Origin of the sequence: Campylobacter sp. IFREMER_LSEM_CL908, assembly GCF_025771545.1 — a bacterium.
GTDB classification, from domain to species: domain Bacteria; phylum Campylobacterota; class Campylobacteria; order Campylobacterales; family Campylobacteraceae; genus Campylobacter_D; species Campylobacter_D lari_D.
Genome location: NZ_JAKMQK010000015.1, coordinates 12,595 through 32,429 on the forward strand (window position 1 = coordinate 12,595; position 19,835 = coordinate 32,429).

Sequence of the window (19,835 nt, forward strand, 5' to 3'; positions counted from 1 at the left end):
TTTAATTCCTTAACAATGCTATATATTCGCTTTGTTTTTCGTTTAAGACTTTAAAAGTGCTTATCATGTAAGAAAATTCATCATCACTTAAACTATAAAGTTCTTTAACTAATAAATCATTTTTTGCTCTTAAGACATCATAAGCTTTTTTAGTTTTTGGAATTTCATCATCTTTTATGTTAAATTCTTGTTTTAGCTCATCAAAATGATGATTTTTATCATTATAAAGCTGTAAAAGCAAGGCATTTTTAGCTAGGGTTTTATAGATTTCATTGTTTTGAATTTCTTTATCACTTGGTTGAGGCAGAGGAATTCTTTCTAAGTAGGTTTTGCTTACATTGATTTGCACCATATTTCTTATGATAAAATCAACCACTAAAGAATTTAACAAAGCCAAAACAAGCAAAATTCTTTCATAAGGCATTATATCTATACAAATTTTATCATCTTTTAAAATATATTGTTTTGGAATATTAAAATAAATACTATTTCCACATCCACAATTTTTTGGTAATAAAGAAGCTATCAAGGTTCTTTCATTAGTATCACTTGCAACAGCTCTATAAGCAAGTCTAAAAAATTCTCTATCATATTTTATCAATTCAGGCTTTAGTTCTTTACCGGTGGCCTTTTTAGCTCTTGAAAGTTCTTTGCTTTTTAAACGCTCATCAAATTTAGCCTTTTCTAAAAAATAAGTAGCTTGGCTAAATTCGGCATTAAATTGATGTATCATTTTACCTTCATATAAAGGTAAAAGCCCTTCCTCAAACTCTTCTATAAACAAATCTTTATCATTTGTCATATGAAGTTCATTTCTAAAATCTATATAATCAAAAGACAAGGTTTGAAAAGCTTTATAAGATTTTCTTAGAATTTCTAAGGCTTGTTTGTCTTTTAGTTCCATTAAGGCTAGGTGAGTTGGACTTAGCTTTTTGATATCTTCTAAGCTTAGAGTTAAAATTTCATCTTTGTTTTTTAGTGAGTTTATATCTGTTTTATAAAACATCGTTTTGATTTTATGAGTGTGATTTACTTGCGTGTTTTTTATAAGCATAAGAGCAAATTTATACCTTGAATCCACATCAGAAAATATAGCTTGTCTATTTTCAAAACTATAAAAATACTCTAAAGTTTTATTTTCTAAAATTTCTTTTCTTAAAGTCAAGCTTCCATCTTCAAACATCAAAGCACTAGGAAGCACATAAGCTAAATTTCCATCTTGTTTTAAAAGAAAAAGATTTTTTTCTACAAAAAGACGAAATAAATTTCCATCTCCACTGCCTTTATTTAGCGGATAAGCTTTTTTATAATACTCGCTTAAATCATTTATATATGCTTTTTGTTTTTCATAATTTTGCTTTATATAATCTTTCGCTAGTAAATTGTCTTGAATTTCTTTTTTCTTGCTAGCAATTAAGCTTCTATAATCGCTTTTATATTGTGGAAAGAAATCATCATCGCTGAATTTAGTTTTATCCCAAGGTGGATTACCTATGATGATATCAAAGCCTTTAAAGACTTGATTTTCTATGATTTCAGGAAATTCCAACTCATAGTTAAAGAAGTTAAATTCTTTTTGATATTTGCTAATGATAGCTTTTGCTTGTTCATTTTGGCTTAAATTTTGTATATCATCTTGACTTAGGGCTTTTAGAATTTGTAATTCTTCTTTGTTAGCAAAATGAAGTGAGTTGATATAGTTTAGATATAAATTTAGCTTATCAAGTTTTGGTGTGATTTCATTTTGATAGATTTGTTTGGATTGTTTGATTTGTTCTTCGTTGGTATCTTGTAGATTATCAAGCTTTTCAAATACTTCTTGCAAAATTTCAAATTCTTGAGTAATGGAATTTGTGAAAATATTTTCTTTATTTTGCTTTATTAAATTTTCAAAATCACTTATACTTGAGCCTAGCAAAGCATTGCCACATTTTATGTGATGTTCTATAAAAGAAAGTGGGGTTCCAAAGATAAAACTATCTATCCAAAGACTAAGCTTAGTAAGCTCTATACTAAATGGATTTAAATCCACTCCATAAATAATGCGTTTTAGCAAAAGTCGTTTTAAAACATCACTTTCATCTAACTCATAATCTTGCGTGAAATCTTTTATATGATTTGCGATATTTTCTTTTTCTTGTTCGTGGAGTTGCTTTAAATTTGTAAAATGTTCAAAATCTGATAAAACAATATGCGTGATAGCATTTAAAACTCCAACTAAAAAATGCCCACTACCGCAAGCATTGTCTAGAATTTTAAATTTCAAAATGTTTTCATTGTTTAGTTTGTCTTTTAAAGCACTTTGGATTAAAAAATTAGCAATAGATTGAGGTGTATAAAAGCTTGCACTTGCTTTTCTTGAGTTGCTAGTATTTTTTAGATAAATTTGTCCTTTTTCATAAAAGGTGTATTTTTCTAATTTTTTTGATTTTTCTAAAATTTTAAAATCATAATTATCAAAATAACACTCTATTTCTTTTGATTTTTCTTTATAGCTTACATAGTAAATATCTTCATTTGCTACTTCAAAAAAGTAAGAAAGCAAGCCTTCATAAATCGTGCCTAAATGCTCTATGCTTAAGGTTTTATAATCTCTTTTAAAAGTTAAATTTTTATCTTTGTAGTATAATAATTGTTCTAAAATTTTCTTCAAGTCTTTATCGCTGAAAATCTTTGGTGTGTTTAAAAGAGTGGTTTTGCTCTCATCAAACAACCCACCATTGAAAACAGGCATGTCAAAATTGCCTTTGCCTTTATTATAAATTTGAAATATCATTTCTAAATCACCAAAGCCAGCACTTGAGCTTTCATCATCGCTTAAATTTTGCAATAAAGTTTTTATGCTAATTTTGCTTTTGAAGTATTTATGCTTTTCTAAGATATTTTCAAATTTATCTTCAAAATAAGCAATAAATAAAAGCCTAAACACAAAATATAAAGAATTTTCATAGATTAGCTTTAAATCAGCTTTAGTTTTGTTATAAATCTTAGAACCTATAAATTCAAATAAAGATTCATTGCCATTAGTTCCATAGATGATAGATTTTAAATCATCTTCTATTTTTATTTTTGATTCTTTATTAACTTGTAAAGATTTTTCTATGTGTTTTTCTTCTGTATAACTTGCTGAAGCAAAAATACTATAAAAATACGCAAAAGCTTGATAGTTTTTATCTTTTATGATTTGTTCTAAATTTATCTCATAAAATACCTTGTTTGCACTAAGTGTAGAGTTATCATAAAAACGCCAAAATCTACCATTAGTTAAAAAGCCATAATTTTTCTTAAGATTACTAAGATATCTTAAAATTTGAAAATGGGGATTTTCTTTTACTTTTTTATTATCTATTTGCACATTATAGGCTTTTGATTCCATGATGATAGTAAATTCATTACTTGATTTTTTTGTTTCTTTGTCTAAATTTTCATAATTTACTTTTATATTTTCATCACTAAAAAGCAAAAAATCGGGCTTTTCTAATTTACCCTGTATGATCTTTTCATCTTGTCTTATAAATTTCCACCCTAAAATGTCTAACACTTTTGATATAAATTCATCTTCAAATTGATGTTCATTATAATTTTGAAAATTTCTTTGAGTGGCGTTGTATAGACAGATTATATTATCTAAGGTTGTTTTATATATGTTTTCATTTTTAGTAAAATTATAAATATTTGGAAAATCCACCTCTAGAGCATAGTTGGTAAAAAGATTATTATCAAGATATTTTTTAATTTCTTCATAAAAATTCATAGAACAACCTTAGTATTTTTTAAAATGATAACAAAAAGAACTTTTTAAAATGCTAAGAAATACTATCAAGCTTTATAATGAATTTAAATTTAGAATTAATAAAAACCTTACCATCTATCTTAAAAGAAGCCTTCCTTGAAGTCCTATCAATAATAAGAAACCTTTGATGAAATTAAATTATTAAAATACTAAATTCTAATAAATTGATATATGAAAGATTAAATTTGGTGGAGACGAGGGGAATTGAACCCCTGTCCAAAAATAAAACAACCACGGCATCTACATGCTTAGCAAAGGTGAAAATTTCATCTAGCCAAACTCACCTTCCAAAATTTCAAGCTAGACTAAGACTTTAACTTCAATCAAAACTTGTCAAATTTCAATCTACACTATCGAAAATGACCAAATCCTAAGCTAGATAGTATCGCTTAAAATTCAGGCTCAACTGAACTTACGCAGCTTTAGCGTAAGCAGGAGCAAATTTAACGTTGTTTGCGTTTAATTTTAATTTGAGCTTTATACGCTTTGCTCAAAGCGACATGCCACCAAGGCCACTCTACTCCTGTCGAAGCCAAGTCGTCCCCGTTATTTAGAAATTTTATCAGGAACATTTGCAATTTGAGGGTTAAATACGCTTAAAAAAGAAGCATTTTTTTCATAATCACTGCAATATCTATCAAGCTGCTCACCCACTAAAAACATCCAATCCACAAATTCATCGCTAGCAGGCCCATCAAATTTAGCTGCTTCTTGCATAATTTCCTCACAAAATGTGCAAAAATTTGCAATCTCATCTAAATTTAATCTTTTAGCAGCCCAAACTACATTGTGGATATTTTGCTCTAAGTCTTTTAAAGCTTCTTTGTATTTTGAGCTATCGCTGCTTAGCTTTACTATCAAAGGCTCTAAAACATCACAAAGACTTCTAAAAAAATACAAAAAACGCTCGATTTCTTCAAGCTCGTAATCTAACTCTAATTGCTCTAAAATTCCCATAAAAACTTCTATAATGTAAGTTTAAATGTTTATTTTAGCAAATTTTAGATAAAATTAAAATTTCTTACAAAATAAAATGGAAAAAATATGGATAGAATCGTAGAGATTGAAAAATTCTCCCCTGATGAAACTTATGAAACAAGCCTTAGACCTTCAAATTTTGATGGCTACATAGGACAAGAAAACATTAAAAAAAATTTAGAAATTTTTATTAAAGCTGCTAAAAAAAGAAATGAATGTCTAGATCATATCCTTTTTAGTGGGCCTGCAGGACTTGGTAAGACAACTTTAGCAAACATTATCTCATATGAAATGAATGCAAATATCAAAACTACCGCTGCACCCATGATAGAAAAAAGCGGGGATTTAGCTGCGATTTTAACTAATCTTAGCGAGGGAGATATTTTATTTATCGATGAAATTCATCGCTTAAGTCCCGCCATAGAAGAAGTACTTTACCCTGCTATGGAGGATTTTCGTCTTGATATTATCATCGGTAGTGGCCCTGCTGCACAAACGATAAAAATCGATTTACCTAAATTTACTTTAATAGGTGCTACTACAAGAGCAGGTATGCTAAGCAATCCTTTGCGCGATCGCTTTGGCATGCAATTTCGCTTGGAATTTTATAAAAATGAAGAACTTGCTATCATTTTAGAAAAAGCAGCTCTAAAGCTTAATAAAACTTGTGAAAAAAAAGCTTCTTTAGAAATAGCCAAACGCAGTCGCTCAACCCCAAGGATTGCTTTAAGATTGCTTAAGCGTGTAAGAGACTTTGCTGATGTAAATGATGAGGAAATCATTAGCGAAAAAAGAGCTAAAGAAGCGCTTGATTCTTTAGGGGTAAATGAGCTTGGTTTTGACGCGATGGATTTGCGGTATTTAGAGCTTTTAACTGAGGCTAAAAGAAAACCTATAGGACTTTCTAGTATAGCTGCAGCATTAAGTGAGGATGAAAATACCATAGAAGATGTGATAGAGCCATATTTACTAGCAAATGGTTATATAGAAAGAACAGCCAAAGGTCGCATTGCAAGCTTAAAAAGCTTTGATGTTTTAAAATTAAAATATAACAAAGGTTTATTTGATGAAAAGTAGTAATTTTTTCTTGATTAGTTTTATTTTGATCATTTTATTTTGGGTACTTTTTTTGTTTAAACCTTTTTTGATGAATATAGCCATAGCAAGTTTAATGGCTGTTTCTACTTCTAATGTTAATGTTAAATTTTTAAGTATTTTCAAAGGTAAAAAAGTCGTTGCTGCAGCAGCTACTACTGCTTTTATGCTAGCTTTATTTTTTATCCCTTTTGTATATGCTATTATAGAGCTAGCAAAGGCTGCAAAAGGTTTTGATATAAGCTATTTTCACAATACCATAGAATATTTTAAAAATTATTCCCTACACCTACCCGAATCTTTAAGCTTTATAGAACCCAAAATCAAAGAAGCATTAGCAAGTATTGACTTAAATTCTATCTCTAAAAATGTTTTAACCTATCTTTCAAGCGCAACTAAATTTGGCACTAAATTTCTAACTGACATGGTATTAATTTGCGTATTTTATTTCTTTGCTAATCTTTATGGAGCCCAACTCATTGGCTATATAAAAAGCATAGTGCCTATGAAAAAAGAAGAAACTCAAGGCATTTTAAGTGAAGTGAGTAATGTAATGTCTGTGGTGTTTTATTCTATGGTGCTAAATGCCATTTTACAAGGGGTGCTTTTTGCTATCATTACTAAATTTTATGGTTATGATGCGATTTTAATGGGAATATTATTTTGTTTTAGCTCTTTAATCCCTGTGGTAGGTGGGGCCTTAGTTTATGTGCCTGTCTCTTTATATGAATTTGCAAATAACAATCTAAGCGGTGCTTTAGTGATTTTCATTTATAGCGTGGTAATGATATCTTTTATCGCAGATACTTTAGTAAAACCCTATATCATTAAATGGATCAATGAAAAACTTGTTCAAATTCCAACACAAATTAACGAACTTTTAATTTTCTTTGCAATGATAGCAGGAATTTCAAGTTTTGGCTTTTGGGGTATTATCCTTGGACCTGCTATTTTAACTTTCTTTATTTCTACTTTAAAATTATATGTGATTTTAAAAGAAAAGCATTTTGTATAAAAGCGATTATTTTTCAATAATTGCTAAAATTTCTTCTTCGCTTGTAAGTTTTTTATTGTATTTAATCACTAAAAATTTAGAGTTTTTATACACATCTAAAACTCCATTTATGCCTTTAATCATATTTAAATCATGTTTTGTTTCTAAAGATAAATAGACATTTTTAAAATCTGCTGGACTTTGTAAAAACAAAAGCAACACAAACCAAATTACAGACAAAGCTATCAAAATAAAAGCAAGAGCAACTAAACTAAAATGGTGTAAAAAATACCCTCCAACGACACCACCTAAAAAGCTTCCAAAATAGCCAAAAGCATTAAACACACCCAAAGCTGCGCCTTTTTCATTTACCTTAGCAAATTTACTCGCACAGCTTTGCATAATAGGCTCATGTAAATTAAATCCTATAAAAAACACTACAACACCCACCATAAACACTAAAGCATTATGCGAAAAAGCAAATATAATATAAGCAATGATAAAAAACGCCACACCTAAAAGCAATATCTCTTTACTTAAGCCTCTTTTTTCTCCCAAAGATCCTGATAAACCCATAGCTAAAAACCCAAGCACCATAGAGCTAACATAAACATGCCATAAATTCTCACTCGGGTAATTAAACTCATGTACTAAAACCAAAGGAATACTTAAAAACGCAATACTCATAAGCATTTTTTGCATACAATTAGTAAGATTCATCAAAGCTAAGTTTTTTTCTTTTAAAAGTTTTTTTAATGGGGTTTTAGTATTTTCATGTACTATTGTATGCTCTTTTGGCACAACGCTAAATAAAAGCACGATACAAATTAGACTTAAAATGGCACTTAAATCAAACAAACTAGAAAGTCCGAATTTAGCACTCATTAAAGGAGAAAGCACTAAAGAAGCTGCAAAAGAAAGTCCTATAAATGAACCCATGATAGCCATGGCCTTACCACGATTTTCTTCATTGATAAAATCACTTATCATAGCAGTAGCTACTGCTCCTATGGCTCCTGCTCCTTGTAAAAGCCTTCCAAACATCATCGTATAAATATCATCAGCATATGAACATACCAAAGAACCTATGATAAACACCACAAGTCCTATTAGCATAGTTTTTTTACGCCCTATTTTATCTGAAATGATTCCAAAAGGAACTTGCAATGCCATTTGAGTTAGAGCATACACACCTACTAAAAGTCCTACTAAAAACTCATTGGCTCCTTTTAAATTTAAAGCATATAAACTTAAAACCGGCAAAACTATAAATAATCCGAAAAATCTAGTTCCTACAATAAAAGACAAAGGTAAAACGGTTTTTAACATCTTTTCTCCTTATAAAGGATAATTTTACTATGATTTTGATAAACTTTTTTTAAAGTCAAAACAAAAAGAGTAATTTATGAAGAAAAAATTAAAAATCATTCTAGCAACTTCTAACGCACACAAAGTAGAAGAAATCAAAAAATTTTTAACTACTTATGAAATTTATGTCTTAAATGAAATCATCACCCCTTTTGAAATCATCGAAGATGGCATAAGTTTTAAAGAAAATGCTTTGATAAAATCTAAAGCTATTTTTAATGCTTTAGAAAAAAAACAAGATGAATTTATCACCTTAAGCGATGATAGTGGTATAAGCGTAGAGGCTTTAGACAATGCGCCAGGGATTTTTTCTGCAAGATACTCTCAAGAAGGCACTGATGAGGCCAATAGAAACAAGCTCATCCAAGCTTTACATGAAAAAAATCTACATCAAAGCAAAGCTTTTTACACTGCAGCCATAGCTATAAGCTCAAAATATGGACATTTTAGCACGCATGGGTATATGCATGGCCTTGCTATTGACACTCCAAGGGGTAATAATGGCTTTGGATATGATCCTTTATTTATCCCAAAAGGTTTTGATAAAACCTTAGGTGAATTAGATGAGCAAGTAAAATTAAAAATTTCACACCGCTCACAAGCGCTAATGTTTGCTACTTATATCTTAAGGGTATTAGAAAAAATGGAGTATTGATGAAACAATTTATAAAATATATGCTTATTGCTTTTGGTGTTTATGTGATTTGGATTTTACTTTATTTTAATTTTGTTTTAAAATAATGATAAGTTAAAATAAAACTTGGTAATAAAAAAAGCGAACCAAACAAAAGCAAACTCATAGCTAAAACCGTAAGCAAGCCAAAATAAATCGTCGGGATAAAATTACTGCTAATCATTACTAAAAAACCTAGAATAATCGTAACACTAGTATAATAAATCGCACTTCCTATACCTATATGCGAAGCTTTTATGGCCTCTTCTAAGCTTTTATGTTTTAATTCTTCTTTAAAACGATGAATATAATGAATCATATCATCAACCCCTATTCCTATACAAATAGCAGCTATGGTAATACTCATAATATCAAGTGGTATATTTAAAACACCCATTAAGCCAAACACTAAAGCTAAAGGTATAAGATTGGCCAAAATTGCCACAAAAGCATAAACAAAACTTCTAAAAATCACCACAAACAAAGCAAAAATCACAAGCACCACAAAGGCTAAAGTGTCAAATTGTGATGAAAAAAGACTTTGAAGCATATTATTATACAAAGGCATAATACCACTGATTTTAACCTCTACATTATCATTTTGCAAAAGCTCATTTAAGTCTTTTTCAAGCTGTTTTAAAAAAGCATCGCGTCTTAAATTTGGATCACTATCTAGCATACGCACGCTAAATCGCAACTCATTATTTTCTACACTAACAAAAGGGGTTAAAACTTGCTTTTTAAAATTCTCATCTAAATTTTCATACAAAAACGCTAGAGCAAAATCATCTAAAGTCTTACCATCATTAATGCTTTTTCCAAGCTCTAGCAAACTTTGCAAGCTAAGCACAGAACCTACATATTTTTGCTTACTTAAAAACTCATGAACCTTAGCAGCTATTCTTGTTTTTTCACTACTAAAAAAATATCTATCATCTTTGGATAAATCATCAAATTCTTGTTCAAACTCATCTAAGCTTTCATTTTGTTTTGGATTTTGCTTAAATTTGACAATCACATCTAAAGGCATAGTTCCACCTAGCTCTTTATCTATAATCAACAAACCTTGTTTAATCCTAGAACTATCTTTAAAATAACTCACAAAACTATTTTCTACTTTAATTTGCAAAATTCCATACAAAGCAAAAGCCACACAAAATAAACTTATACCATAGATAAATTTTCTATGTTTTAAACTTACATTTGCACAAAAACTTAAAAATTTCAACGAATTTTGATTAAGCTCTTTAAAATTTAAACGCGGCATTAATACTAAAATACTTGCAAAATAAATATAAGCTAAAATCAAACTCACACTGATGCCAAGGCTCATCATAATACCGAGTTTGATAATAGGCTCAATATCTGAAAAAACAAAACTTAAAAACCCAACAACCGTGGTTAAAATAGCAAAAAAACTAGGACTTGCTTTATCAAGTAAGGTTGAGAGTAAAAGCTTATAAACGCTAGTTTTTGGGTGTTTGTGTAAATTTTCTATAAAATGCACGATTAAGTGTATCACAACAGAAACAGTGATAATGAGTACCAAAGCTACATAGTTTGAAGACACCACAGTAATATCAAAGCCCAAAAGCGCGAAAATCCCACTTGAAGTAAAAAGCGAAACCACACAAATTCCCAAAGCCAAAAACACTAAACGCAAAGAGCCAAAAAACCACCAAAGTGCTATAAATAAAAGCCCTATTAAACTAAGTCCATAAATTTTTAAATCACTTTTTACATAATTAATCATATCATTAGCGATCATTTCAACACCACCAAGGTGTAAAAAGTCTCCATTTTGACTATATTTAGATACTATTTTAGTAATTTCTTCTAATCTTTTTGCACTAAATTCCCTTGAGCTTTCTTGGTACTTTTTAATCAAGGCTCTAAAATGCTCTTTTTCATTTTTACTTTTTGCACTATCTCTTGAATTAATCAAGTCATTATAAACAAGATCAGGCGCTAGATAAATCAAAATTCCTGTTGTTTTTCCATCTTTTGAGATGATATTATTTTTATAAAAGGGTTGATTTAAAATTTCTTTTTTAGCTAGATTAACATCCACATCTTGACTAAAAATATTAGGTATATTTTGGATAAGCTCTTTTAATTCTTTACCTTTAGAACTTGCAAGTAAAGGCGCATTAGTGATAGAAAGTACCTTTTGCACACCATTGATTTTTTCTAAATCAAGGGTTAAGTTTTTGATAGTTTCTAAATTTTCTTTAGCAAAAATATCTTTATTTTTAGGAGCAAAAGCAAGCATTAAAAAATTATCATTGCCATAACGTGCTGAAACTTCTCTATATAGTTTCAAACCCTCATCATGCTCTAAAAGCAAGCTTTCAGCACTTGCATCAACACTTAAATTTTTAGCAAAAAAACTAAAAAATATACAAAAGATTAAAGTAATCCCCAAAGTTAGCTTTGGGAAATTAAGAAAGATTTTTAAAATTTTACTTAGCATTATTTAGAAAAATCAACACTAGAAAGCTTTTCAAGCAAGGTTTTAAAATCACCATTTTGTAAGACATCTTTAAATTGTGAGCGATAAGTTTGTATAATACTTATACCAAAAATATCCACATCATAAATTTGCCAGTCATTATTTTTATCATAAAATTTAAAGATTACAAAATTTTCTTTACCATCTACTATCATAGAAGTTTTTAAAAAGGCTCTTTTATTTTTTTCTTCTAAATTAATCACTTTTAATTTTTGAGAATCATACAAAGCAAGCTTATCTGTGAAACTTTTTTTAAGGTTTTTTTCAAAAGCTTTGTTAAATTCATTTTTTTCATTTTCACTTAATTTTTCATATCTTGTAGAAAGACTAAGCTTAGCCATAAGTTCATAATCAAAAACACCATCAAATAAAGCAAAGATTTTTTCCGCTGCTTTAGCTTTATCGTTTTTATTTTGATCTAGAATTTTTAAGCTCTCATCAATTTTTTCTTGCATGGTTTTAGAAATATCTTGCAAATTTAAAGCAAAAGCAAATACTACGCTAAAAAACAAAGCTATGATTTTTTTCATTTTATCTCCTTATTTGATGAGTTCTTGGCGTCTTTGTTCATACGCATCGCGTATAAAAATGTAATAATCTACACTATTTTGGTAAATATCATCTATTTTTTCATACTCAAAACTTAATTCATTGAGTTTTAATGCAGCATTTACACCCACACCAACCCAAAAATTCTCAATATACCCCTCAGGCACCATAAACCAATTTACAGGCAAAGCTAAAGCATCTCTTACATTATAAGGACCTAAAAGCGGAAGCACTAAATGCGCTCCACTACCTACTCCCCATTTACCCAAAGTCGTTCCAAAATCAGCTTCATAACTTTTTAAAGGAGTTTTACTCGCACTATCTAACAAACCAAATCCAAAAATCACATTCACACAAAATCTTCCAAATTCCTCACCAGCTTTTCTAAATTCTAAACTTAAAAGGTGATTAATAAATCTAAAAGGTGATCTTGTAGTATCAAAAGCATTTTTTACACCTGTTCTTATAAAGCTTGGAGTAATGCTTTTATAAGAAAACACAACCGGTCTTAAAAAATAAGTATAAAGATCATAATTAAATTTACTCATAGCTTTATTGTAAGTATAAAAGCTATCTTTGACTTCTTTTTTTTGATATTCTTGTTCAAAATCTTCAAAGTCATTTGCTAAAATCAAAGTGTTAAAAAATAAACACAAAGTTAGTATGTATTTTAACAAGCTTTTTCCTTTTAAAATTTCATAAATTGAAATCTTATATTATACAAAAATTAAAATAAATTTTTACATTAAAAATATTCTTTAAAAAAAATTAGTAATTTTTATTTGCTTATGAAATAAGTCTTAGAAAATATGCAAAAAATATAAATTTATTTTTGCTTTTAAAAATAAGCTATAATTTTTTAAAATTTACTATTAAAAGGATAAAAAATGAAAAAAATTTTTACCCTACTTTTTTTGTGTATTTTTGGCTATAGTGCTGATGTAAATATCGCTGCAGCTGCAAATGTAGCTTACGCTTTTAAAGCCTTACAAAAAGAATTTCAAAAAGAAAACCCTGATATTAGTATCAATGTAAGCTTAGGTGCTAGTGGAAATTTAGTTTCGCAAATCAAAAATGGAGCGCCATTTGATATATTTATGGCTGCAAATATGAAATTTGCACAAAGTTTGTATGAAGATAATTTTGCTAGTACAAAACCTGTTATTTATGCTCAAGGAGCTTTAGCTTTACTAAGTGTTAGAATGGATTTAAGCAAAGGATTAGACACGCTTAAAGAAGAAAAAGTAAAAATCATCACCATAGCTAATCCCAAAGCTGCTCCCTATGGTCAAGCTAGTATAGAAACTTTACAAAATGCTAAAATTTATGAGCAAACAAAAACTAAAATTATCGAGGCAAAATCCATAGGAGAAGCACTTACTCAAACATTAAAAGCAGCCGATGTGGGTTTTATAGCAGCAAGTGCTTTATATGAAGATACGCTAAAATCTTATAAACTCCAAGAAGGAAAAAATTATATTTTAATCAATCCAAAGCTTTATGAACCAATCAATCAAGGCATTATCATCACTTCTTATGGTAAAGATAATGCTAAAGCAAAGAAATTTTATGATTTTATTTTAAGCAAAAAAGCTAAGGAAATTTTCAAAGCTTATGGCTATAATATCCCATGATTAAAGCTAAAATAAATACTATAAAAAATCATGAAAATATAAACTGGGTAGAATTTCTTACAAACAAACATAAATTATATATGCTTGCTTTAGAACTTGATGAAAAAGCAAGCATTGATCAAGAAGTTTTACTTGCTTTTAAAAGTAGCGAGTGCTTGCTTAGTAAAAAAAATTTAGAAAACTCATTTTTAAATACCTTTTATGCAAAAATCATTGATATTTTCCAAGGACAAATCATCACTATCGTAAGATTAGAAAATGAAATTTGCACTTTCGAAGCTCAAATTAGTACCCATGAGTTTTTAGAGCAAAATTATCAAAAAAATGATTTTGTATTTGCTTATGTACATCCTAGTGCTTTATTTATCAAAGAGTATTTATGCTAAAACTTGACTTTGAAAAAATCTTTAAAAATAAAGAAAAAGAATTTAAACTTAAGGTTAAATTTGAAGTTAAAGAAGGAGAATTTTGTGCTATTTTTGGAAAAAGTGGTAGTGGTAAAACTACGCTTTTGAGAATTTTAGCGGGTTTTGAAAAAGCACAAGGAATTTGCACTTTTAATAATACGATATTTTTTGATGATAAAAACTTTCTAAACCCACAAAAAAGAAAACTTGGCTTTGTTTTTCAAGATTATGCTTTATTCGAAAATATGAATGTAGAGCAAAACTTACTTTTTGCCAAAAAAGATCTAAAATTTGCTAATGAACTTTTAGAACTTTTAGATTTAAGCAAACACAAAAAAAGTCATATTTTAGAACTAAGTGGGGGACAAAAACAACGCGTAGCTTTAGCAAGAGCCATTATGCAAAAACCCAAACTTTTACTTTTAGATGAGCCATTTAGCGCCTTAGATAATGAGATAAAACTACACTTGCATGATTATCTTTTAAATATACATAAAACTTATAAAATCACTACTATTTTAATCAGCCATGATGTAAGTGAAGTTTATAAACTAGCTAATAAAGTCATCATTTTAGAAAATGGAGCTATCATTAAAGAAGGCTCGCCTAATGAAGTTTTTTTAAAGACACAAGGCTCACAAAAATTTGCTATAAAAGCACGCATTTTAAAACTACAAAAGCAAGATAGCATATTTATAGCCATACTTGCCATAGGTAATCAAATCAGCCAAGTAGCGCTAAGCCCTTTAGAAGCTAAAGATTTTAAAGAAAATGATGAAGTGCTTTTGAGCCAAAAAGCTTTTGCGCTAAATTTAAGCAAAGTATAAAAACTATAATTTACATTAACTTGTATATTAAAAAATTATATAAAATTTTTAATACAAGCTAAAACTTAGTGCTTAAGCCTTTTGGCTTAAAGCACATTCATACTTTGTATCATTACTTTTGCTTTACATTCAGCACAGCAATATAGTGTTTTTATCTTAGCTTCATCACCTATAAATCTTGGTTTCATAATGCTAGCAATTTTTTCAATGGCCTTTTTAGTAGCAAATTCTTTCCCACACTCTACACAAGCAAAAAGTTCATCTTGAGCTAAAACCATAAAAGAAAAATACTCTTTTTCCAAATCTATCCCACTTCTTTGAAGCATTAAAGTATCTTTTTCAGCACAACTTGCCTCACAATACCCACAGGTAGTACATAAGCTTGCATTAAATTTCAAAGAATTATCCTTAGTATCAGCCACTAAAGCTCCTACATTACAAGCTCCCACACAAGAAAGACATAAAGTACAGGTGTCTGCATTAATGGTGATTTTTCCATAGCGTATCCATTCTTTGCTTGGGATATTGCCTAAATTTTCTTCCTTTATAAGCTCTCTTAATCTTATAGCAAAATCTTCTCTTTTTAAAAGCGCAGGATTATAAGATATAAATTTAAGATTTTCTATAAAATGAGCTTGATTTATAGCCTCTAAAAGTTCTTTTTCATCTTTAGCTAGAAAAATTGCGTTTTGTTTAAATTTTCTTTGAAAAATTTCATTCATCAAAGCTATCACTTCTAAAGCACCTTGCGATAAGCCATCACTATAAAAAATCACACTCGCACCACTTGTTTGAAGCATAGCTAAAAAATGTGCTTGATCAAGATAGTTTTCGCCTTTAATCATAAAAGGCATTACATCTTCTTTTAAAGTGATATTTAAATTTTCTATAGACATTTTCTCAGGGATTATTAAAATGATTTTATCTTCATAAAATTTTAAAATTTCATAAAAGCTATTGCGTGGCATAGGTGCATAATCAAGTGCTCCGCTAGGACAAATCCCCACACAATCACCACAGCTTAAACAATCCACATGAGAAAATTCTAATTTTCTTTGCTCATCATCTTTTAAAATAGCCACACTAGGACAAATTTCAGCACATTTTCCACAATGAATACTTCTTCTTTCATGGTATTGACAAATGCTATCATCATAACTAATATAATTTCTAAATTTATATTTTGGAGAATTAGAATTTAAAAGTTTTATAAGCTCTTCTTGACTTAAAGTAGTTAAATCATAGCAACCACTTTGTTGATCAAAACTTTCTTTTTTTACATCATATAAGAAAAAATCACAATCAATCTCTACTTGCTCATTATCTTTTAAAGCTATCACACAAAGCTCGCCCACGCAACCTAAAACACCCAAACATTGCTCATTACTTAATTTTAAAACCTTGTATTCTTGTTTTTTTAAGCTTTCAATAAGCTCATTTTGATCCTCATTGCTTACAATAATTACATTTTTACCCACTTCTTTGGTGTATTCTAAATCAAGTCCTAAATCATAAACTTTAGATCTAATCTTATATAAGGACTCAATAGTTTTGGCTTTTTTAAGCACATCATCTTGTGAGTTTTTAAGGTAAAAATTAATCTCAGGTGCATAAACTTCAGGATTTAAAAGCTTTGAATTTCCTATAAAAACTTCTTCATTACAGGCTTTTTGAACTATGCTAATATCATCACTTAAAGGAATTAAATCTTCATTTTCTAAAAATACAAAATCTTTCATAACACTCTCTTTTAAATTTTTTTAATCTTAATTATATAAATTTCATTATAAAAAAGTTATAATTTTACTAATTTATTCTTAAGGTTTAAGATGAACAAATTTAGAAATTTTCCACCCATAAACACACTTATAAACGATGAAAACTTAGCTAATTATCCTTTGTATTTAAGATCTCATTTTGCAAAAATAGTTGTTTCAAATTGTAAAAAAGAACTGAGTAAAAATGAAAATTTAAATTTTAGCTTGCAAGATTTGCTAAGTAAAATTGCCCAAAGTATTGATGAGTTTTTAAACATGCAAAGTCAAAGTTTGATCAATGCTAGTGGAGTTATCATACATACTAATCTTGGTCGTAGCATTATTGATGAGAGTATTTTTGAAAGAACTAAAGAAATCATCTGCTCTTATTCTAATTTAGAGTTTAACATGCAAAGTGGCAAAAGAGGTTCAAGGTATGACGCACTTAGTGCGAATTTAAAAATATTATTTAATTGTGAAGATTGTTTGGTTGTTAATAACAACGCTTCTGCTGTATTTTTGATCTTAAACACCTTAGCAAAAAATGAAGAAGTTATTACTTCAAGAAGTGAGTTAGTTGAGATTGGGGGAAATTTTAGAATTCCTGAAGTTATGCTAGCAGCTGGAGTTAAACTAAAAGAAATAGGCACGACTAATAAAACTCATTTATATGATTATGAAAAAGCCATCAATGAAAATACTAAGATGATTTTAAAAACCCATCGTTCTAATTTTGCTTTTAAAGGATTTTTTGAAGAAGTAAGCTTAAGTGAAATTCACGCTTTGACAAAAAAGAAAAAACTCATATCTTATTATGATTTGGGTGCTGGCTGGTGTGAAAAGATTAATAAACAACTTAGTAAAAACGAGCCAAGTGTGAAAGAGCTTTTAAAACATTGTGATATTTTAAGTTTTAGCGGTGATAAACTTTTTGGTTCTACTCAAGCAGGCATTATACTTGGAAAGAAAAAATACATTCAACAATTAAAGAAAAATCAACTTCTAAGAATGCTAAGGGTTGATAAAATCACTCTAGCTTTTTTAAATGAAACTGCCAAAGCTTACTTAGAAAAAGAATATGAAAAAATCCCCACACTAAAACTTTTAAATGATGATTTAAAAACCATAGAAAAAAAAGCACTCTTTGTCAAAGAAAAAATTCCTATAAAATGCGAGTTAAAAGCTTCTAAAAGTTTAGTAGGTGGTGGCTCTATGCCTGATAAAAGCTTAGATACTTTTGTGTTAAGTTTTGATGAGAAAGCTTTGCTTTTACAAGAAAAATTTAGAAAAAAAGGCGTAATCGGCCGTGTTGAAAATGGGCATTTTGTGCTAGATTTTAGAAGTATTTTAGAAAAAGATTTAAACAAAATAATAAGCATTATTAAAGAGGTATTTCATGCATAGTATCATCATAGGCACTGCTGGGCATATTGACCATGGTAAAACTTCGCTTATTAAAGCTTTAAATGGTTTTGAAGGTGATAATTTAAAAGAAGAGCAAGAAAAAGGCATTACGATTAATCTTAGTTTTTCAAATTTAAAAAGTGAAAATTTAAATATTGCTTTTATCGATGTGCCTGGGCATGAAAGTTTAATTAAAACTATGATAAGTGGTGCTTTTGGCTTTAGAGTGTGTATGTTTGTCATAGATATAAACGAGGGTTTAAAGGCTCAAAGTATAGAGCATTTAAGGGTTTTGGAATTTTTAGGCGTAAAAGATGTAGTGCTTATTTTGAGTAAGGTTGATTTATGCAAGGATTTAGTACAAAAGCAAGCAGAGCTTTTAAAAGAATTAAAAGCCTTTAAAATCAATATCTTAAAAGTTTTTCCAACTAGCATTTATGATGAGCAAAGTATATTAAATTTAAAAAACTATCTACTTAGTTTAAAGCCTAAAGAAAATGATGAAAATTTGATTTTTAGATACTACATTGATAGGGTTTTTTCTCTAAAAGGCATAGGAACGGTAGTAACAGGGAGTTTAAATGAAGGAAAAATAAGCAAAAATGAAAAAATATTTTGCCTTGAAAATCAAAAAGATATCATTGTAAAAAATATACAAATTCATGAAGAAAATGTTTTAGAAGCAAAAGCTTATAATAGGGTTGCTTTGAGTTTAAACTGTGATTATCATGAGTTAAAAAAAGGCTATATATTAAGTAAAAAAGGTGTTTTTAAAAGCTTTAAAAGTATCGATGGGGTTGTTTTTAATACAGAGATTAAACACGGGAGTATTTTAGAATTTTGTAGTGGCTCAAAAAAGCTTAATACAAAAATTAGTGTAATCAAAGAATTTGAAGATAAAACTTATATTAACTTAGAATTTGATAAAAGCTTACCTTTGTGTTTTGATGATAAATTCATCTTGCTTGAAAATGGGCGTATTAAAAGCGGTGGTGTGGTTCTTAATGCGGTAAGTGAGCCTTTAAAAAAAGATATAAAAGCTAAGTATTTAGCACTTTTAGAACAAAAAGATTTAAAAAAGGTATTTGAGTTTTTAAAACAAACTCACAAACTTGGCTTTGGATTACTTTCAAGCTATCAACGCTTTAAACTCACTCATGAGCAAGCCCTAAACCTAGCAAAAAGCTTAAATCATGTTTTTGTCGATGAGCAAGCTTTAAATGTATATGATTTAAATGCTATGCAAACTTTGAAAGAATTTATTGATTTTATTTTCTCTAAAAATCCTTATGCTTTAATCTCGCCTCATTCTATCGCCTTAAGGCTTAGCTGGGCAAGTGAGAGCTTTTGCGCTTATACACTCAAGCAAATGCAAGAAAAATTAGATTTTAAAGATGGCATATGGTTTTTAAAAGGACAAGATTTTGAAAAATTACAAGAAAAGGCTCATTGTGAGCTTTATGAAATTTTAAAAAAAGAAGGTATAAAACCTACTGCACCTTACAATCTTTATGAATATTTAGAGCTTGATAGAAAAAATGGAGATCTTATCTTAAAAAAACTCACCAAAGAAAACAAAGTCAAAAGATTAGCACATAATCTTTTTATAGAAAAAAATACTCTTGAAAATCTCATGCAAGAGTTTTTAAAACTTTTGCAAAATCATCATTTAGATGTAGCTTTTGTTAAAAATCATTTTAAAATTTCGAGAAAATATGCCATAGCTTATTTAGAATATCTTGATAAAAACTACCCTCAAGTTAAAAAAATAGAGGAAAAAAGAATATTAAAAATCTAAGTGTTAAAGATTACATTTTATAATGTGCAAAAATTTTAAAACAAAG

At 28.9% G+C, this 19,835-nt stretch carries 15 protein-coding genes and 1 other RNA gene; 8 read left to right on the forward strand and 8 right to left on the reverse strand.

From position 1 onward, the window contains the following. Position 1 precedes the first annotated feature (1 nt). From L8U04_RS06970 to L8U04_RS06980, 3 genes are all read right to left on the reverse strand, one after another. A complete protein-coding gene (locus L8U04_RS06970; RefSeq protein WP_263709728.1) occupies positions 2-3,754 on the reverse strand; it encodes a class I SAM-dependent DNA methyltransferase in 3,753 nt (1,250 codons plus the stop codon). Positions 3,755-3,979: 225 nt separating this feature from the next. Then, positions 3,980-4,338, reverse strand: a transfer-messenger RNA (tmRNA) gene (gene ssrA / locus L8U04_RS06975). Position 4,339: 1 nt separating this feature from the next. Beyond that, positions 4,340-4,750, reverse strand: a complete 411-nt coding sequence (locus L8U04_RS06980) for a hypothetical protein (RefSeq protein ID WP_039619086.1) — start codon at positions 4,748-4,750, stop codon at positions 4,340-4,342. 87 nt (positions 4,751-4,837) lie between these two features. On the opposite strand from L8U04_RS06980, the gene ruvB reads away from it, so the two are divergent. After that, positions 4,838-5,848 (forward strand): Holliday junction branch migration DNA helicase RuvB, encoded by a 1,011-nt coding sequence (ruvB, locus tag L8U04_RS06985; protein ID WP_039619088.1) that lies wholly within the window; start codon positions 4,838-4,840, stop codon positions 5,846-5,848. Further along, positions 5,838-6,881 (forward strand): AI-2E family transporter, encoded by a 1,044-nt coding sequence (locus L8U04_RS06990; protein ID WP_133319757.1) that lies wholly within the window; start codon positions 5,838-5,840, stop codon positions 6,879-6,881. Before ruvB ends, L8U04_RS06990 begins: the two co-directional genes overlap by 11 nt. A gap of 6 nt (positions 6,882-6,887) precedes the next feature. Here L8U04_RS06990 and L8U04_RS06995 read toward each other — a convergent pair whose 3' ends face one another. Further along, entirely contained in the window at positions 6,888-8,189 is a 1,302-nt protein-coding gene (locus L8U04_RS06995; RefSeq protein ID WP_263659273.1) for an MFS transporter, read from the reverse strand. Positions 8,190-8,265: 76 nt separating this feature from the next. Between L8U04_RS06995 and rdgB the strand changes: the two genes are divergently transcribed. Further along, the gene (gene rdgB / locus L8U04_RS07000; protein ID WP_263709729.1) at positions 8,266-8,883 is read left to right on the forward strand and encodes an RdgB/HAM1 family non-canonical purine NTP pyrophosphatase; all 618 of its coding nucleotides are present in this window, start codon (positions 8,266-8,268) and stop codon (positions 8,881-8,883) included. Positions 8,884-8,944: 61 nt separating this feature from the next. Here rdgB and L8U04_RS07005 read toward each other — a convergent pair whose 3' ends face one another. Genes L8U04_RS07005 through L8U04_RS07015 form a run of 3 tightly spaced genes read right to left on the reverse strand, consistent with a single transcriptional unit; the run spans position 8,945 to position 12,639 of the window. Then, the gene (locus L8U04_RS07005) at positions 8,945-11,374 is read right to left on the reverse strand and encodes an efflux RND transporter permease subunit (RefSeq protein WP_263709730.1); all 2,430 of its coding nucleotides are present in this window, start codon (positions 11,372-11,374) and stop codon (positions 8,945-8,947) included. Then, positions 11,374-11,943 carry an ABC transporter substrate-binding protein gene (locus L8U04_RS07010; protein ID WP_258108135.1) on the reverse strand — a complete coding sequence of 190 codons (570 nt, stop codon included), beginning with the start codon at positions 11,941-11,943 and terminating at the stop codon, positions 11,374-11,376. The genes L8U04_RS07005 and L8U04_RS07010 overlap by 1 nt, the downstream gene beginning before the upstream one ends. Positions 11,944-11,952: 9 nt before the next feature. Then, positions 11,953-12,639 carry a VacJ family lipoprotein gene (locus L8U04_RS07015; protein ID WP_263666373.1) on the reverse strand — a complete coding sequence of 229 codons (687 nt, stop codon included), beginning with the start codon at positions 12,637-12,639 and terminating at the stop codon, positions 11,953-11,955. A gap of 210 nt (positions 12,640-12,849) precedes the next feature. On the opposite strand from L8U04_RS07015, the gene modA reads away from it, so the two are divergent. Genes modA through L8U04_RS07030 form a run of 3 tightly spaced genes read left to right on the forward strand, consistent with a single transcriptional unit; the run spans position 12,850 to position 14,830 of the window. Then, positions 12,850-13,596 (forward strand): molybdate ABC transporter substrate-binding protein, encoded by a 747-nt coding sequence (gene modA / locus L8U04_RS07020; RefSeq protein WP_263666372.1) that lies wholly within the window; start codon positions 12,850-12,852, stop codon positions 13,594-13,596. Beyond that, positions 13,593-13,982 (forward strand): hypothetical protein, encoded by a 390-nt coding sequence (locus tag L8U04_RS07025; protein ID WP_263666371.1) that lies wholly within the window; start codon positions 13,593-13,595, stop codon positions 13,980-13,982. The genes modA and L8U04_RS07025 overlap by 4 nt, the downstream gene beginning before the upstream one ends. Continuing rightward, positions 13,976-14,830, forward strand: a complete 855-nt coding sequence (locus L8U04_RS07030; RefSeq protein WP_263709731.1) for an ABC transporter ATP-binding protein — start codon at positions 13,976-13,978, stop codon at positions 14,828-14,830. The genes L8U04_RS07025 and L8U04_RS07030 overlap by 7 nt, the downstream gene beginning before the upstream one ends. A gap of 86 nt (positions 14,831-14,916) precedes the next feature. Here the strand turns inward: L8U04_RS07030 and L8U04_RS07035 are convergent, their stop codons facing one another. Next, positions 14,917-16,569 carry a 4Fe-4S dicluster domain-containing protein gene (locus L8U04_RS07035; RefSeq protein ID WP_263664927.1) on the reverse strand — a complete coding sequence of 551 codons (1,653 nt, stop codon included), beginning with the start codon at positions 16,567-16,569 and terminating at the stop codon, positions 14,917-14,919. Between the two features lie 90 nt (positions 16,570-16,659). On the opposite strand from L8U04_RS07035, the gene selA reads away from it, so the two are divergent. Together selA and selB are read left to right on the forward strand one after the other, a co-directional pair. Then, entirely contained in the window at positions 16,660-17,991 is a 1,332-nt protein-coding gene (selA, locus tag L8U04_RS07040; protein ID WP_263709733.1) for an L-seryl-tRNA(Sec) selenium transferase, read from the forward strand. Further along, positions 17,984-19,789, forward strand: a complete 1,806-nt coding sequence (selB, locus tag L8U04_RS07045; protein WP_263709734.1) for a selenocysteine-specific translation elongation factor — start codon at positions 17,984-17,986, stop codon at positions 19,787-19,789. The genes selA and selB overlap by 8 nt, the downstream gene beginning before the upstream one ends. Positions 19,790-19,835 lie beyond the last annotated feature (46 nt).

Excerpts from the sequence above, each read along its gene's own strand:
- L8U04_RS06995 (WP_263659273.1), bottom strand. The coding sequence starts at position 8,189 with ATGTTAAAAACCGTTTTACCTTTGTCTTTTATTGTAGGAACTAGATTT.
- selA (WP_263709733.1), top strand. The coding sequence starts at position 16,660 with ATGAACAAATTTAGAAATTTTCCACCCATAAACACACTTATAAACGAT.
- L8U04_RS07025 (WP_263666371.1), top strand. The coding sequence starts at position 13,593 with ATGATTAAAGCTAAAATAAATACTATAAAAAATCATGAAAATATAAAC.
- modA (WP_263666372.1), top strand. The coding sequence starts at position 12,850 with ATGAAAAAAATTTTTACCCTACTTTTTTTGTGTATTTTTGGCTATAGT.
- ruvB (WP_039619088.1), top strand. The coding sequence starts at position 4,838 with ATGGATAGAATCGTAGAGATTGAAAAATTCTCCCCTGATGAAACTTAT.
- L8U04_RS07030 (WP_263709731.1), top strand. The coding sequence starts at position 13,976 with ATGCTAAAACTTGACTTTGAAAAAATCTTTAAAAATAAAGAAAAAGAA.
- L8U04_RS06970 (WP_263709728.1), bottom strand. The coding sequence starts at position 3,754 with ATGAATTTTTATGAAGAAATTAAAAAATATCTTGATAATAATCTTTTT.
- rdgB (WP_263709729.1), top strand. The coding sequence starts at position 8,266 with ATGAAGAAAAAATTAAAAATCATTCTAGCAACTTCTAACGCACACAAA.
- L8U04_RS07035 (WP_263664927.1), bottom strand. The coding sequence starts at position 16,569 with ATGAAAGATTTTGTATTTTTAGAAAATGAAGATTTAATTCCTTTAAGT.
- L8U04_RS06980 (WP_039619086.1), bottom strand. The coding sequence starts at position 4,750 with ATGGGAATTTTAGAGCAATTAGAGTTAGATTACGAGCTTGAAGAAATC.
- L8U04_RS07005 (WP_263709730.1), bottom strand. The coding sequence starts at position 11,374 with ATGCTAAGTAAAATTTTAAAAATCTTTCTTAATTTCCCAAAGCTAACT.
- L8U04_RS07010 (WP_258108135.1), bottom strand. The coding sequence starts at position 11,943 with ATGAAAAAAATCATAGCTTTGTTTTTTAGCGTAGTATTTGCTTTTGCT.
- L8U04_RS06990 (WP_133319757.1), top strand. The coding sequence starts at position 5,838 with ATGAAAAGTAGTAATTTTTTCTTGATTAGTTTTATTTTGATCATTTTA.
- selB (WP_263709734.1), top strand. The coding sequence starts at position 17,984 with ATGCATAGTATCATCATAGGCACTGCTGGGCATATTGACCATGGTAAA.